This window comes from Methylomonas sp. LWB (genome assembly GCF_001856095.1).
GTDB classification, from domain to species: domain Bacteria; phylum Pseudomonadota; class Gammaproteobacteria; order Methylococcales; family Methylomonadaceae; genus Methylomonas; species Methylomonas koyamae_A.
This window is the reverse complement of sequence record NZ_MKMC01000022.1, coordinates 1-14,011: the sequence shown is the minus strand read 5'-3', so window position 1 is coordinate 14,011 and position 14,011 is coordinate 1. Positions and strand designations below refer to the sequence as shown.

General features: G+C 53.8%; 9 protein-coding genes. 3 read left to right on the top strand and 6 right to left on the bottom strand.

What is annotated here, in order from left to right; translation table 11 throughout:
- Nucleotides 1-368: 368 nt before the first annotated feature.
- The 4 genes from hrpA to BJL95_RS10540 form a co-directional block, all read right to left on the bottom strand.
- On the bottom strand, nt 369-4,262 hold the full coding sequence (gene hrpA, locus BJL95_RS10560) for an ATP-dependent RNA helicase HrpA (protein ID WP_071157803.1): 3,894 nt from the start codon (nt 4,260-4,262) through the stop codon (nt 369-371).
- 27 nt (nt 4,263-4,289) lie between these two features.
- Complete coding sequence (locus BJL95_RS10555; RefSeq protein ID WP_139306217.1) at nt 4,290-6,611, bottom strand: tetratricopeptide repeat protein; 2,322 nt, start codon at nt 6,609-6,611, stop codon at nt 4,290-4,292.
- Nucleotides 6,538-7,653 (bottom strand): AAA family ATPase, encoded by a 1,116-nt coding sequence (locus BJL95_RS10550; RefSeq protein WP_071157799.1) that lies wholly within the window; start codon nt 7,651-7,653, stop codon nt 6,538-6,540. Before BJL95_RS10550 ends, BJL95_RS10555 begins: the two co-directional genes overlap by 74 nt.
- Before the next feature lie 1,151 nt (nt 7,654-8,804).
- A complete protein-coding gene (locus BJL95_RS10540; RefSeq protein WP_071157795.1) occupies nt 8,805-9,020 on the bottom strand; it encodes an addiction module protein in 216 nt (71 codons plus the stop codon).
- A 230-nt stretch (nt 9,021-9,250) separates the two neighbouring features.
- On the opposite strand from BJL95_RS10540, the gene BJL95_RS23865 reads away from it, so the two are divergent.
- A complete protein-coding gene (locus BJL95_RS23865) occupies nt 9,251-9,415 on the top strand; it encodes a hypothetical protein (protein ID WP_254786769.1) in 165 nt (54 codons plus the stop codon).
- 80 nt (nt 9,416-9,495) lie between these two features.
- Here BJL95_RS23865 and BJL95_RS10535 read toward each other — a convergent pair whose 3' ends face one another.
- Nucleotides 9,496-12,003 (bottom strand): PEP/pyruvate-binding domain-containing protein, encoded by a 2,508-nt coding sequence (locus tag BJL95_RS10535; protein WP_071157793.1) that lies wholly within the window; start codon nt 12,001-12,003, stop codon nt 9,496-9,498.
- Complete coding sequence (locus tag BJL95_RS10530) at nt 11,987-12,856, bottom strand: phosphatase PAP2 family protein (protein WP_071157791.1); 870 nt, start codon at nt 12,854-12,856, stop codon at nt 11,987-11,989. Before BJL95_RS10530 ends, BJL95_RS10535 begins: the two co-directional genes overlap by 17 nt.
- A gap of 292 nt (nt 12,857-13,148) precedes the next feature.
- Here BJL95_RS10530 and BJL95_RS10525 point away from each other — a divergent pair, with 292 nt between their 5' ends.
- Both BJL95_RS10525 and tnpB read left to right on the top strand, forming a co-directional pair.
- A complete protein-coding gene (locus BJL95_RS10525) occupies nt 13,149-13,556 on the top strand; it encodes a transposase (RefSeq protein ID WP_254786668.1) in 408 nt (135 codons plus the stop codon).
- Complete coding sequence (gene tnpB / locus BJL95_RS10520) at nt 13,532-13,882, top strand: IS66 family insertion sequence element accessory protein TnpB (RefSeq protein WP_064031840.1); 351 nt, start codon at nt 13,532-13,534, stop codon at nt 13,880-13,882. The genes BJL95_RS10525 and tnpB overlap by 25 nt, the downstream gene beginning before the upstream one ends.
- Nucleotides 13,883-14,011 lie beyond the last annotated feature (129 nt).

Below are 14,011 nucleotides of genomic sequence, written 5' to 3'. Positions count from 1 at the left end.
GCCACAAATCGAGTCGAGCGATACTGCCGGGGCGGTTAAACCGGCGCACCTGCCGGGCACCGCCGGCCGCAGGCACCCGCGCGTGCCCGGCAACACCCTCTGATTGAACCCGGCGGCTGCCGGGCAAGCCGCGGCCAGCGCTCAGCGCAAACCGGGCCGAGGGATTTGCCGGATTTCATATCCGTTATTTAACATAGTTTGTTAAACGATCGGTCGCGAGCCGAGCCGCATTCGCGCGCCGAAATCGAACACCGAAAAACCCGCCGCTTCGCCGCTGAAACCGCTCCTGGCTCGCGATTGACGTTCGCTGCGGCAAACAGAGGTTCGCAATCGTTAGCCTAAGACGGCAAAACGCGGCGCCGGCCGACCTAACCCCCCTGATCCCACTGCTTTTCCAGACGCTGCACCGATACCGGAAATGCCGTCTTCAACTGTTGCGCGAACAAGGACACCCGCAATTCTTCCAAGGCCCAGCGGAAGCTTTCCCGCTCGGGCGTCGGCGTCAAGGTCTTCATCTGTTTTTCGATATGCCGCCAGTAATGCTGCCACAACCTGTTGAGTCCCTGAACGTCCGGCGAATCCGGCTTTTGTTTATCCAAGCGGCATTCGCTGGCTTTCAAATAACGCGCGATCGCCGCCAATTGCCCGGCCGGGGTATGCCGCAAAAAACCTTTGTAGAGTAATAAGCCCAACTGCTGCTCGATGTCTTGTCGCACGCCCGGCGCGACGCCGGGTTGTTGTAAGCGCTTGCGTAGCATTTGGTATTGGCCGAGGATGTCGCCGATTTGCTTGCCGGCCTGGGTCATCGTCGTCATTAGCGTCGATTTTTTTGCCGCCAAAATCGCCTCGAATTGCGGCTGGGTGCGTATGGCTTGGCCTTCGACAAACGCCGCCGCGAACACCGCATACAACACATCGTCCTTGAACTCGCCGCCGGCGCGGTCTTTGAGTAAGGGATGGGCCGGCAGCTGGTTGTAGGCCAGTTGCAAGGCCGGCGACACGCCGTGGTTTTTTAATAGGTATTGCGCATCTTTTTTACAAACCAACTGATACAGCTTGGTCAAGCCGTCGAAGTGAGCCAGCTCGGCCTTGTGCTGGGTTTCCAGAATCTTCACGCCGACCGTCTGGCCTTCATCGACGATGGCCGGAAAGCCAATGAAGCTCTGGCCTTTTTGCATGAACTGCCAGGTTTCAGGCAAGTCGTCGAAGGCCCAGGCGATGCAGCCGGTGTGATTCATTTCTTCCTGCGCCAATTTGTCGAAACTGTCGCCGGCCTTGGTCGCGTGTTCGGCTTGCAGCTTGACCAGATTGCGGCCGTAACCGATGGCTCGGCCGGCGTCATCGACGACGCGGAAGTTCATCTTCAAATGTTCCGGCAGTTGATCCGGCTGCCATTCGTTGAGCGGGATCGCTTCGCCGGTCAGCTTGCGCAAACGATTGCTCAGCCATTCATAGACCGAACCCTTGAAATCCGGCTCGATTTCCAGACAGGCCTTGGCGGTGTTCGGCACCGGCACGAAGTGTTTACGTAAATGTTTGGGCAGCGACTTGATCAGCGCCGTAACTTTTTCCTCCAGCATGCCGGGAACCAGCCAATCGAACGGCATCTGCCGAATCTGATTGAGCTGGTGCACCGGAATGATCGCGGTAACGCCGTCCTCGTCGTGGCCGGGCTCGAAGCGGTAGTGCAATTCGATGGTCAAATCGCCGACCTTTTTGCTGTCCGGAAAATCCCAGTCGTTAATCTGGTTGTCGTCGTTGCGGGTCAGGTCTTCCTTGGTCAGAAACAGAATCTTTGGATTGTCGCGCTCGACCTTTTTGCGCCATTGATCCAGCGCGATGCCGCTGACCACTTCGGCCGGCAGCTTTTTATCGTAAAACTGGTACAGCCATTCCTCGTCCTCGATCAAATCGACGCGGCGGCCCTTGTGCTGAATGTAACCGACCTCCTCCAGCAGTTTTTCGTTGGCTTTAAAAAACGGCGCGTTGGAATGGTAGTCCTGATTGACCAAGGCATGACGGATGAACATCTCCCGCGCCGCTTTCGGATCGACGTTTTCGTACGGCACTTTCCGCTTGGCGGTCAGGGTCAAGCCGTACAACAAGGTGCGTTCGAACACGCCACAGCGGCCGGCGTTCTTCTCCCAATGCGGGTCGTAATAATTGCGTTTGACCAAATGCTGAGCACAGGCTTCTATCCATTCCGGCTCGATCTTGGCGACGGTGCGGGCGTAGACCTTGCTGGTCTCGACCTGCTCGGCGGCCATGATCCACTTCGGCCGCGCCTTGTGCTGGCCGGAACCGGGAAAGATGAAAAACTTCAGGCCCCTGGCGCCCAAATATTCGTATTGCTCATGCCTAAAGCCGATATTCGACAACAAACCCGGCAGCAGCGCCATGTGGATTTGCTCGTAATTGGCCGGATTGCCGGCGGTCTTTAAGCCCAAATCGCCGCGCGCCACCTGCATGATCTGGGTATGGATGTCGTGCCATTCGCGCATGCGGATGTAGGACAAAAAGTTGTCCTGGCAGTATTTACGCAACTTGCTATTGGTCAGGTGTTTCTTCTGTTCCTCGAAGGCATTCCACAGATTCAGCAGGGTCAGGAAGTCCGAATCTTCGGCCTTGAATTGCGCATGCTTGGCCTCGGCCTGAGGCAACTTGTCGGCCGGCTTGTCGCGCGGGTCTTGAATACTCAAGGCCGACACGATGATCGCGACCTCGTGCAAGGAACCCAATTGCGCCGCCGCCAGCAGCATGCGCGCCAGTTTCGGATCGGTCGGAATCTTCGCCAACTGGCGGCCGGTGTCGGTCAAGTTGCCTTGCTTATCCAGCGCATCGACTTCGAATAACGAAGTCTTGCCGTCGCGCACCATTTTTTCGTCGGGCGGCTCGACGAACGGGAATTCCTCGATGTCGCCCAATTTCAAGGCCGCCATCTGCAAGATCACCGACGACAGATTGGTGCGCAGAATCTCGGGATCGGTGAATTCCGGCCGCGCCAGATAATCCTCTTTCGAATACAGCCGAATGCAGATGCCCTCGGCGACCCGGCCGCAACGCCCGGCCCGTTGGTTGGCGCTGGCTTGGGAAATACGCTCGATAGGCAAGCGCTGAATCTTGCTCTTGGCGCTGTAGCGGCTGATGCGGGCGTGGCCGGAGTCGATCACGCAGCGGATGCCGGGCACAGTTAGCGAAGTCTCGGCGACGTTGGTCGCCAACACGATGCGCGGCTTGTTGCCGGACGGCTTGAACACCCGCTCCTGCTCGGCGACGCTGAGTTTGGAATACAGCGGCAACACCTCGTAGCGGCCGTTGTTATGCGACTTGCGCAAGGATTCGGTGGTCTCGCGAATCTCGTGTTCGCCGCTCAAAAAAATCAGAATATCGCCGCGCAGGTCTCTATAAAGCTCGTCCACCGCATCCAGTATCGCTTGCTGCAAATCGGCCGAAGTCTCGTCGTCTTCCTCGATCAGTTCGATCGGCCGGTAGCGAATGTCCACCGGATAGGTACGGCCGGAGACGTTGACAATCGGCGCGCCATTAAAATGCTTGGCAAAGCGCTCCGGGTCGATGGTCGCCGAGGTGATCACCACTTTCAAATCCGGCCGCTTCGGCAGCAGCCAGCGCAAATAGCCCAGCAAAAAATCGATGTTCAGACTGCGCTCGTGGGCCTCGTCGATGATCAGCGTGTCGTACTGGTTCAGATAGCGGTCGTTCTGGGTTTCCGCCAGTAAAATCCCGTCGGTCATCAATTTGACCAGCGAATTCGGCGCGGTCTGGTCGTGAAAGCGTACCTTGTAACCGACCGTGTTGCCGATGGCCTGGCCCAGCTCCTCTGCGATGCGGTCGGCGACGGTGCGCGCCGCGATCCTTCTGGGCTGAGTATGGCCAATCATGCCGCCGATACCGCGACCGATGTCCAGGCATATCTTCGGCAACTGGGTGGTCTTGCCGGAACCGGTCTCGCCGCAGACGATGGTGACCTGGTGGTTTTTAATCAGCTCGGCAATCTCGTCCTTCTTACCGCTGACCGGCAAATCCGGGTATTGGATGGCCGGGAGCGAGGCCCGCCGCTGGTTGCAGCGGCTCGCCGAGCGCTCGATCTTGTCTGCCAATTGCTGCACTTGCCCGCTTACGTCCTTGCCCTTCCCCGCCTCGTTGCGCAATCTATCCAATTGCCGCTTCAAACCATGGCGATCAGCGCTCATGCAGCTGGCAATGTTTCGGGAAAGTTGTTTCAAGGTTTCGGTTGAGGACATCGGATGTAGCAGGTAAAAAGCGGGCGATTATACGGGGTTTGTGTCAGTTGATTGTTCTGGCAATAAACGGTATCGCAGTCGAAAGCCTTCGAAATCGGCCCGAATTTCGGCAACGGTTTGCTCCAATTCCGGCCCCATGCGTAAGGCATCGTCACGACGGGATTCGCCAATCTCCTGCAACACGGCATAAAAATACGGCTTTAAATGTTCTTTTAATTTTAAATGGCCATATTTTTCACTTTCGAATAATTTCAATGCAAATTCGGTTTGGCCTTTGGCAACTAACATCATCACTAGCACAGGAAGCAATATGGCCATTTCTTTTTGATCTCCCTTGAGTTCAAGCAAGGCTTGATCAATGAAATTAAAGGCCTCAAGATAATCTTCGTTCCATAGGGTCACCAAACCCAACAACCTATTTGAAACAGCTTTTGGCTCAATTTCCAAAGCATTACGGAGTAGCGTTAGCGCTTTACGCGGCTGTTGCCCGTGTGCCAGATAAAAGGAAGAGAAATCACGCATCGCTTCGGCATCCCCCGCACCCGCCGCTATCGAAAAATAGTGTTCGGCAAGTTCCCATTTACCTTGAGCAGAATAATTTTCGGCAAGACCAAGCGTCGCTTCTGTAACCCCCTTTTCAATTGCTAAAAGATAATAACGCTCTGCTTTTTTTAACTTGTCTTGGTTTTGATATAAATTAGCCAATGCAAAAAAACCAACAGGAAGATCTTTCTCCACAGTTTTCTGATAATAAAACTCAGCCTGTTTCAATTTACCCTCATCTTGATAAATAACACCAACCCATCCCATGGCCCTTGGGTTACCTTTTTCAGCTACGGGCAATATCAGCTTCAACGCTTCTTTTAAATCACCTCGTTGATATGCTTCACCGGCTTTATCGAACAACACATAATCCGACTCCGGCAAACTCTCAGAAATTTGCGGCAAGAATTCCCTTGTGGTATCCAACACTCGCTGCTGCAATTCCATATCCCGCAAACTCTGCGCCAGCGCTTGACTCCACAACAAGGCATGACGTGGTGCCAATCTACCTTCCTTCAAAGCATCCATATGCCGCTCGGCACGTTCGGCCAACTCTCGTTCGTCGCACCAACTTTCCAAAAATTTGACCAACCAAATCGCCCGTTGCTTGTCGTTTTTCCTCCCCAAGCGCATCAAACACCAAATATTGAAAAAGCGCTCCTCCAATTGGTAGAGATGGTTCTTGGTCGAGGTAGGGATGCAGCGAATCAGGCGGTTTTTTTCCAACTGCTTCAATTGCGCGGAAACCAATTTGCTGGCGAGTTTGGTTTTGGCGGCTATTTCCTTGGTGGACATGGCGTCCCAACCCAGTGCAATCGAGTGGACGATGGCCTGTTGCTGGGTTGGTAGGTCGTCCAAACGGTGTTTGTATAGTGGCGTGACGCGATCCAGCAACACCTCCAGATCGTCCAACGCGCTGCCGTGGTCGTCCAGAAAGATTTCAAACAGCAGAATCATCGTGCGCGGCACGCCGGCGGTGAGGCGACGCAGGGCTTCGACCTTTCCGGCTTTGGTTTCCAGAATTTCCCGCATTTTTGCGGTCTGCTCGGCGTTACCCAGCCCCAACAACAATTCGTGGGTTTCCTCGCGATTGAGGCCGGACAAGGTTTTGACGGTAAAAAACTGGAAAAACGGCTTACCTTGGTCGTAATGCTGCTCCAGCATCACGGCAGAAGCACCGACGATGCGGATGCGGCGACTGGTTTGCAGGATTTCCCGTAGCCGTTGCTGATCACGCAATTCGAACTTGCCGAGCATTTCTCCCAGATTATCGATCAACAACAAAACGCTTTTATCCGCCTGTTGCAAAGCATCGCCCAGGATAGAGAAACAATCCTTTTCGTAGTGCGGCGACTGGTAAGCTTCTTCATATTGATCCGGCAATGTCTCAAACTCAGGTTGGTCGGCCAAATGCTCGGCTACCAGTTCCCACAAACGGCATAAAGACGTGACCGAATATTCCTCCTCGCGAAACAACACCGGAATCAACCAAGGCGACATTTCGGCGTCGTCGCGCACGCAAATCGACAGCTTACGCAACAGCGTGGTTTTACCCTGGCCGCGCAAGCCCTGAATGATGGTGTGCTTGAACAATTGATTAGGCCCGGTTTCGCGAACGCGTTGCAGCAGTTCCACCAAGGTATCGCGGCGTACCACGAAGCGTTCGACGAACAAGTCTTCCTGCATTTCCTGCGGGTTATAAATAGCTGCTACTTTCATCTTTGGGCTCCGATCAGTTGGCAATTTCTTTCCACCACCAGGCACGCAGTACCGGGGAGATGAAACGAAAGCGATTTTGTTCGTCACGGGCCAGATAACCGTCGTGTTGCAGGATATTCAGCAGGCGGGAAACTTCGTCCATGACATCGTGTTGCACCGCCAAATTACAGGCTTCAGCGTAGTCGATGCCGAGGCGATCCGGATCAGCCGCCAAACTGAGCAAGGTTTTACAAAATCGGTATTCTTCTTTGCTTAACGCTTGCGGTTTCAGGCGGTTGTGCCAGTGTTCGAAGTTGTTGCGATGGCCGATCATGGCTTGGAAAGCCTCATCGATATGCTTCTCTTCGAGCGGAGACGCGTGGAGTTCGTCGATCAGCAAACTGATGTAGAACGGAGCCAACCAATCGATACGGTCCAGCAACGTTTTCAGCCAGATAGCGTCGGCCTGCAGTCCTTTTCGCAGCAACAAACACTGGGTATAACTTAATGCCTCATCGCGCCGGAACGGACGCATTTTAACTTCGCGCAAATCGTTGATGTGCTTGGTAAAGCCCATGCCCTCCACCACGTTCTGCAAGCCGATGGAGCCGGCATAGAGAAATTGAATTTTGCCTTTGTACTTCGGCTCTTGTCGCAATTCGCGCTGGGTGGTCAGCAACTTGCGCACTTGCGGCACCCCTTCGTTTTCGCGGATGTTTTCCAACGTCTGTGGGAATTCGTCCAACATCAATACGATGGGCCGACCCGGCTCCAGATGTTCCAGTAAACGGCAAAACTCGGCGTGATAATCCAGCGATTTGGCGTCGCCGAAACGTACACTCTTGCCCAGTTCCTGGATATTGATACTTTTGAAGCGACTAGTAATACTCCATCCCAGCGTATCCCAACGGTTCAAAAAATTTTGATCCACCAAATGGGAAATCAGCTTGCGATAAAACTCGTCGACAGTATCCGACGACTCGACGATCAAATAAGTGGGCAGGAAAGTATCTGGAGCGTTTGCTTCCAGATGTTGCATCAACTGGGTTTTGCCGATGCGGCGATGACCACTGAGGATGACATGCTCGCCACTGGTCAAGCGCTCGGTTAGCGTTTCGAATATATCGTGTAAAGGCTGATAATGAGGCATGAAGGACTACTGACAAAAAATATGTTGCCACCGTAATAGACAATATATTTTTTGTCAAATTATTTAGCAAAATTTTTATTGCCAAACAAGATTAAGCCAATGTCTGCATTACTCAATCATATTTGTGAATGGGCGATTCCTACGTTCCTACAACTCGATAAGGTGCGCCAAATAGGATGCTGCCGTTAGCCATCGACCGGCGCCATTGAGTTGTGCATTCACCGTCTCAGCATCCACGATCAACCCTTTGCGTTGCGCGGCAAACAATAAGGCTGCGGCACCAACAATCTCTAACTGCCTTCCATCGTTCCCACGCTCCAGCGTGGGAACGCAATGACGGACGCTCCAGCGTCCAAATATGCACCGCATGAGCGGTGCGGGACAGCACAAAAGCGCGCTGCCTCTTAGCTTCATGCTAGACGTTAATACTCTTACATTGAAGGATTACTATGAAATCTGAAGTTGTTGCCGAAGCTGCACATGCCACTCTTGACGGCAGCATTCCTTTTCCAGAGGTTGTCAAGGCCATAAGGTGCGCAGACTAACGGGTGCTGCCGTCAGGCGCACCGTTCGCGATCGTTGCGCCTCGCATGGCTCGGCACAACCTATAGGCGGTCGCACCTTTTTGGGATTACGGCTGGCGGCTGTAGATCAATCAACAGACCTTCGTCGGAAAAACTATCCGTCCGCACTTGGCCGACTGCCGCTGTTTTTACACTGGTTACCGAACTCCAGCTTGGCAGCTGAACCCTGAAAGCTCTAGCACTCTTTATTTGACAGGACGCAAGAGCTTCCAAGTTTTAGGTATTCAAGCTAGAGCTTGAATATACGTGAAATGCGGCACAGCTAAGCCTGAACCGATTAATGCTCTATCTCCCGCCGAAGCCGCTTTGGATTCCGCCTGTAGTCCAGAATTCGAAACACAAGGGCTTGATCGTCGATCACTTTGTAATAAATGGCGTAGGGAAACCGCTTTGCCAAAAGCCTATGGAATCCAAAATGCAGGCTATGAACCCCGGCATATAAAGCTAATGAATCAATTTCGGCGAACAGACTATCGAAAAAATAATCGCCTACGCCTTCCTACTGCTTATCGTAAAACACGCGGCCTGCCGACAAATCATCCATGGCAGTGCGTAAACTCCGAATTTTTATTCGAACCGCGAGCGTAATGCCTTTTTGGCTTGCCGCCAATCGACCACCTCGACATCCGCTGCTGCATAAGCGGCTTCCGTGCGCTGTAACTCCTCCTGATGCCAAGGTAACGCCGGGACGTCATTTTCGTTATCGAGCAAATCGTCCCACAGCGCTTCGATGAGCTTGAGTTTTTCGGTTGCAGGTAATTGCCGCAGTTCAGCGCTGATCATCAGGGTACTCTCGTATCGGAATGGCCGGGTCGATACTAGCCGGAAACAGCGTTGAAAGCCAAGATTTATCGATCCCACGCGCCAACCCGTCTCGCCGCAGAGGTGCCATTCCCCGCTAGACGCGCGTTACTAAGTCCCCACGCGGGGGCGTACGCGCGGCTTGGGAGGCAGAATCGCATCGGCGAATGCGGCCCTAATCTCTACCCTTGCCTTACCGACTGCGCAAATAATTGAGCCGACGCGAAGATGCCAATATGGCGCTGGCCAGCGATATTTATAGTTTTAGTCTGGATGCTTACGCTTCGTTGAAAATCGCCGGTAAAGGCGCGGGATTGGAAACGCTGCGGCAGGCCATATCGGTTCGATTTAACCGCGGCGCCAAGCCAAAGCTCTGAATCTTGCGCTTATGGCAAAAACCGGGGGTATCCCGAATTTTTGCAAAGTGGACCGACCGACCTGCTTACGAAGACTTGCTTCAATCCAGTCTTACTCGGCCCGCAGTACCATCGACTGTCACTTTGTCGCCATTCATCAAAGCATCCAGCACACCTCTGACGCTCATTACTGCGGGTAACCCCACCTCTCGCGCAGTCACTGCGCCATGCGATAAAGGTCCGCCGCTTTCGGTGATCACGGCCGCCGCCTTATAAAATAAAGGTGTCCAGGCAGGGTTGGTGGTGCGAGCTACCAGTACCGCGTTGGCCGGAAAATCGGCGAAATCGTCCTGCGACAACACCTTAAATACCGCGCCGCTGGCGACACCGGGGCTACCGGGCAAACCAACAAAGTCCCCGTCTTTAGCGGTATAGGCTTGTGAGTTACCCAATTCCCATTCCGGTGAAATCTGCCTATGGTTTTGATAAGCCTGCTTTTCCCGGGCTACGCTATCCGCCAAACAATGCCACGACTCGGCGTCGTTAACGCGGATTGTTTCCGAGAGCTGTTCGGCTCTGGCAAAGAATACATCCATCGCTTCCGTAATGATGCCCCTGGCCTGCAAGGCTACACCCAAGGCCCGTAAACCCTTGCGGAACGGCAATGTCAATCGTGTAGTTTGGTAATGCTCTATGTCGTCCAATGCGGTATAAACCCGCGTCAAGCGCAACAGCTCTTGAACAGGAAACCGCAAATCCTCCGGCAATCCGCCGATCAATTGCCGCTCGGTTTCCAACATCCGAATTTTCAAAGTACGTTCCTTTTCGGCAGGGTCTTCCATGGCCGAGTCCAACATCATTTTCAGATTTTCAATCACCAGCCATGGCGCTTCCAACCAGGTCGGATGATAGGGATCGAACTCTACTTCCCGATGCCCATGATCCAGTAAAAAACGTTGAAAAGCGGCTGCAATATCTGCTTCCCGTATGAATTCGCCGGAAGCAAGAAATTGCTGACCAGTTTGGGTGCGCAACGCTTGCACGAGTTTGGGGCGCCCGGCGATCCGACGTGCCAGCCGGTAAAGTTCCTTATTGACGAAACCCGTTTTGGTTTCGCAGTACGCCAACAAGCGATCAAAGGTCGACGGTGCATCCGTTTCGCCAACCGTCGCGCGGACGATGCTATACACCAGTTTGTAAAGCGTGCGCTGAGTAATGGAAATGGCAATATTAGGCAGAAAATATTCCGCACCCAGCTGCTTCACCCGCATTACAAAATCCCACAACTCGGGAATCGAGCGTCCTGTCAGCGGCTCGGCCATTAATTCGCCAAGGCCGAGTAAATAGCGATCCAAATCGCGCGACCACGCCATCGGTAATTCCTGCACCCAGGCATAGCGTTTGCGTAGTGTCGGTAAAGCAGACATCAGTTCGGTAACCGAACGCACGTTTAAGGAATTTGCAGTGCCTTCGGCATAAACTTCGACGGCATTCTGATTGCCGTATACATAATTATCGAACAAGGCGAACCACTTGCCGTGAAACGGCGGCAAGCCCATCAGTTCGAAAGAATGCGACAACGATTGGTGAAAACCCTCCTCCACCAAGTCCCAAGCCAGCGGCGTAATCACCGAGGGAAATCGCTCGGCGGATTCGTCGCGGGTCCAGCGCGGCGGGATACGGGTAATCGGCCGTGCTTGCAACAGCCATAATTGTTCACCCTCAAAACCCCACTCTATGTCCTGCGGATAACCGTAAAACTTTTCGACACGTCGCATCAAATCGGATAACTCAACCAATTCAGGTTCGCTGAGACAAGGTAAATTAGCTTGATCATCTAACAAGTTCTCGCTGCGCGTACCGGTGCGGTCGGCGACGATGCATGAGGATTTATGCGCCAGCACCGCGTCCAACACTCGGCCGGACGACTTATCCAGCAACCAGTGATCAACCTGATGCTCACCGCCCACCACCGATTCACCCAAGCCATAATTGGCATCCACCGACTGTTGTGCTGGATCGCCGGTAACCGGATTAATGCAAAACCCCACGCCGGCGACCCGATTGAAGGCCATTTTTTGCACCACTACCGCCATCGCAGTGTTCGACAAGCCGATGCCGGCCTGCAAACGGTAAGTAATGGCGCGGGCACTCCACAGCGACACCCAACAATCCCGGATACGCGAAACAATGTCGTCGATGCCGATGCAATTCAGATACGTTTCGTGCTGCCCGGCGAATGCTGCGCCACCCAAGTCCTCGGCAGTGGCGGAACTACGCACGGAGAACGCCGTATCGCCCGGAAACTCAGCCAACATATCCGCAATTGCCTGCTTCAGGCTTTCTGGCACCGATAGCTGGGTCAGCTGCTCGCATATACTTGTGCACGCCTGTTCCAAGGCCAGGGGTTCGTCTATAGGCAAATTCCGAAGCAGATCCGGCAGTGCACCGTGTTGCTCAATGAACGAGTAGTAACCTTCCGGCGGCAACAAAAAGCCAGGTGGAACGGCGAACCCAGCCTGAGTCAAGCGGGCAAGGTTGGCACCTTTGCCGCCGGATATGGCAGAATCCAGAGCAGACGGATGATGAAAATCAAACAGCGTTGGCATAGGTATCCTTCTTACTGGGGTTTATGGCAGGGTGATCAGCATGACGGCGAGCTTCGTACAAACCAAAACCGGCCAGCGCCAAGCCGCTGAGGACATCGACAAAATAGTGATAACGCAAATAAAAAGTAGCGATCCATAAACCCAATATCGGCAATAACAACACCCAAAACTCAAGGCGATGATGCCGTCCGGCAAATCCCAGTATATAAAGCGTCACAGCCACGTGCAGACTCGGCCAGACATCGACTTTATTGCTGCCTTGCTCAACCATCGCTTGATTAAATGCCGTGATCGCGCCGCCGCTCAATTTGACGTTGAACAACTCCGGATAGGCCAGCCAAGGCCCGGCAGCCGGCACCAGCAGATAACCGAGAAACCCCAAGCCGTAAACCGCGAATAGGCCGGTGTAAAATTCGCCGAGCAACTCCCTGCGCCGGAAAAAATAACGCAGCAGACTGACGAGCAACAATGGCATCAATAACAAGTAGCAAGCGCTCATTAGTTCGGTGAGCGGTGGGCTAATCCATCGTTCCAACCATACCGACGGCGTTTCGCCTATCAATAGCCGATCCAATGCCAACAACTGGGCATCGAAGCGTACGCTCCTGACAGCGGGGATAGCCCCGGCCATGGCTTGATATGACACATTCATACCCACGGCCAGACTGACGCAAATGGCAGCCAATAGCCCCCAACTGCGTTGCCTGGAATACCTGCGCGCCAATCCGGCCATGCCGGCCAACATCGGACAAAACAATAGACTCCAAACCGTCAGGTGCGCGATTTCGATGGCTGAAACAGCGCCCAGATAGATACTGAAATAGCGTAAGGGCGGGTCGAGAAGTTTATTCATGCGCTTTGCGCTCCGCCAAATTCCGATAGGCTGTTACCAATACCGCCCTCATCTCAGGATGAAAAACCGCGTTACCGAGTGCTACCGTCAATTTACGGAATCGGTACCAAGCCAATAGGCCAACGGTACTGATCGCGCCGTAAAGAACAAACCAACTTGGTCCGGCACATACAAACAAACCCACGCAAACGGTCACGACCCAAAATAATCCGTAAGCGGTCCTTTAACAGCATCTGTATAAACAGCTCGAAAGGAACGAAGATAGTGTCCACTTATAATCAGGTGGACACCTATGAAGGAGCATAACACGCGATTATCGCGGCCATTAATCGTGGGGCACGGGCGAGACGGCCGTTGCCTTTATGATCCGGAAGCCAAGCGGGAGCTAGTGAAAGTTTGCTTGCATTCGGGCACATCGGTTGCCAAGATCGCTCTGCAATACGGTATCAATGCCAATCTGCTGCGCAAGTGGATGGGGCATTACCGAGAAACAGGACATCCGAATCCGAACAGTCCATTAACGTTGCCGGCTTTTGTGCCCGTTCAGTCGCTGAGCGCAGAGAAACCGGCTGAGTCAGCGCTCAGTGCGGAGTTGCCCAACGGCGTTAAACTCGCGTTACAGCCTGTCGAGCTGAGCGACCTGCCGGTGATTTTGAAGGCGTTGGCCGAGCTGCCATGTTTCGTTTCGACGCAGGATTGAAGGTCTACCTGCACCGCGAGCCGGTCGACGGCCGCAAGGCCATCAATGGTTTAGCGCTGCTGGTTGAGCAGGCATTAGGCTTGAATCCGTTCGAGCCGGCCATCTACGTGTTCAGCAATCGCCGGCGGGATCGGATCAAACTGCTGTTGTGGGACCGCACCGGTTTTTGGTTGATGCTCAAGCGGCTGGAAGCCGACCGTTTTCACTGGCCGAAAGAGGCAGCAGTTGTGACGTTGACGGTCGAGCAACTCCACTGGTTGTTAGCCGGTATTGACTTGGCCGCGATGCGGCCGCATCCGGCACGAACCTATACCCAAGTAGGCTGAAACGCGGATGTAAAGCCGGTAAAATAACGGCATGACGCCCACCATCACGCTGTCCACCGAAGACTACCAAGCCTTGCTGGCCGAGCAGCAACGGCTGGCGAGTCAACTGCGGTTGGTGACGGTCGAGCG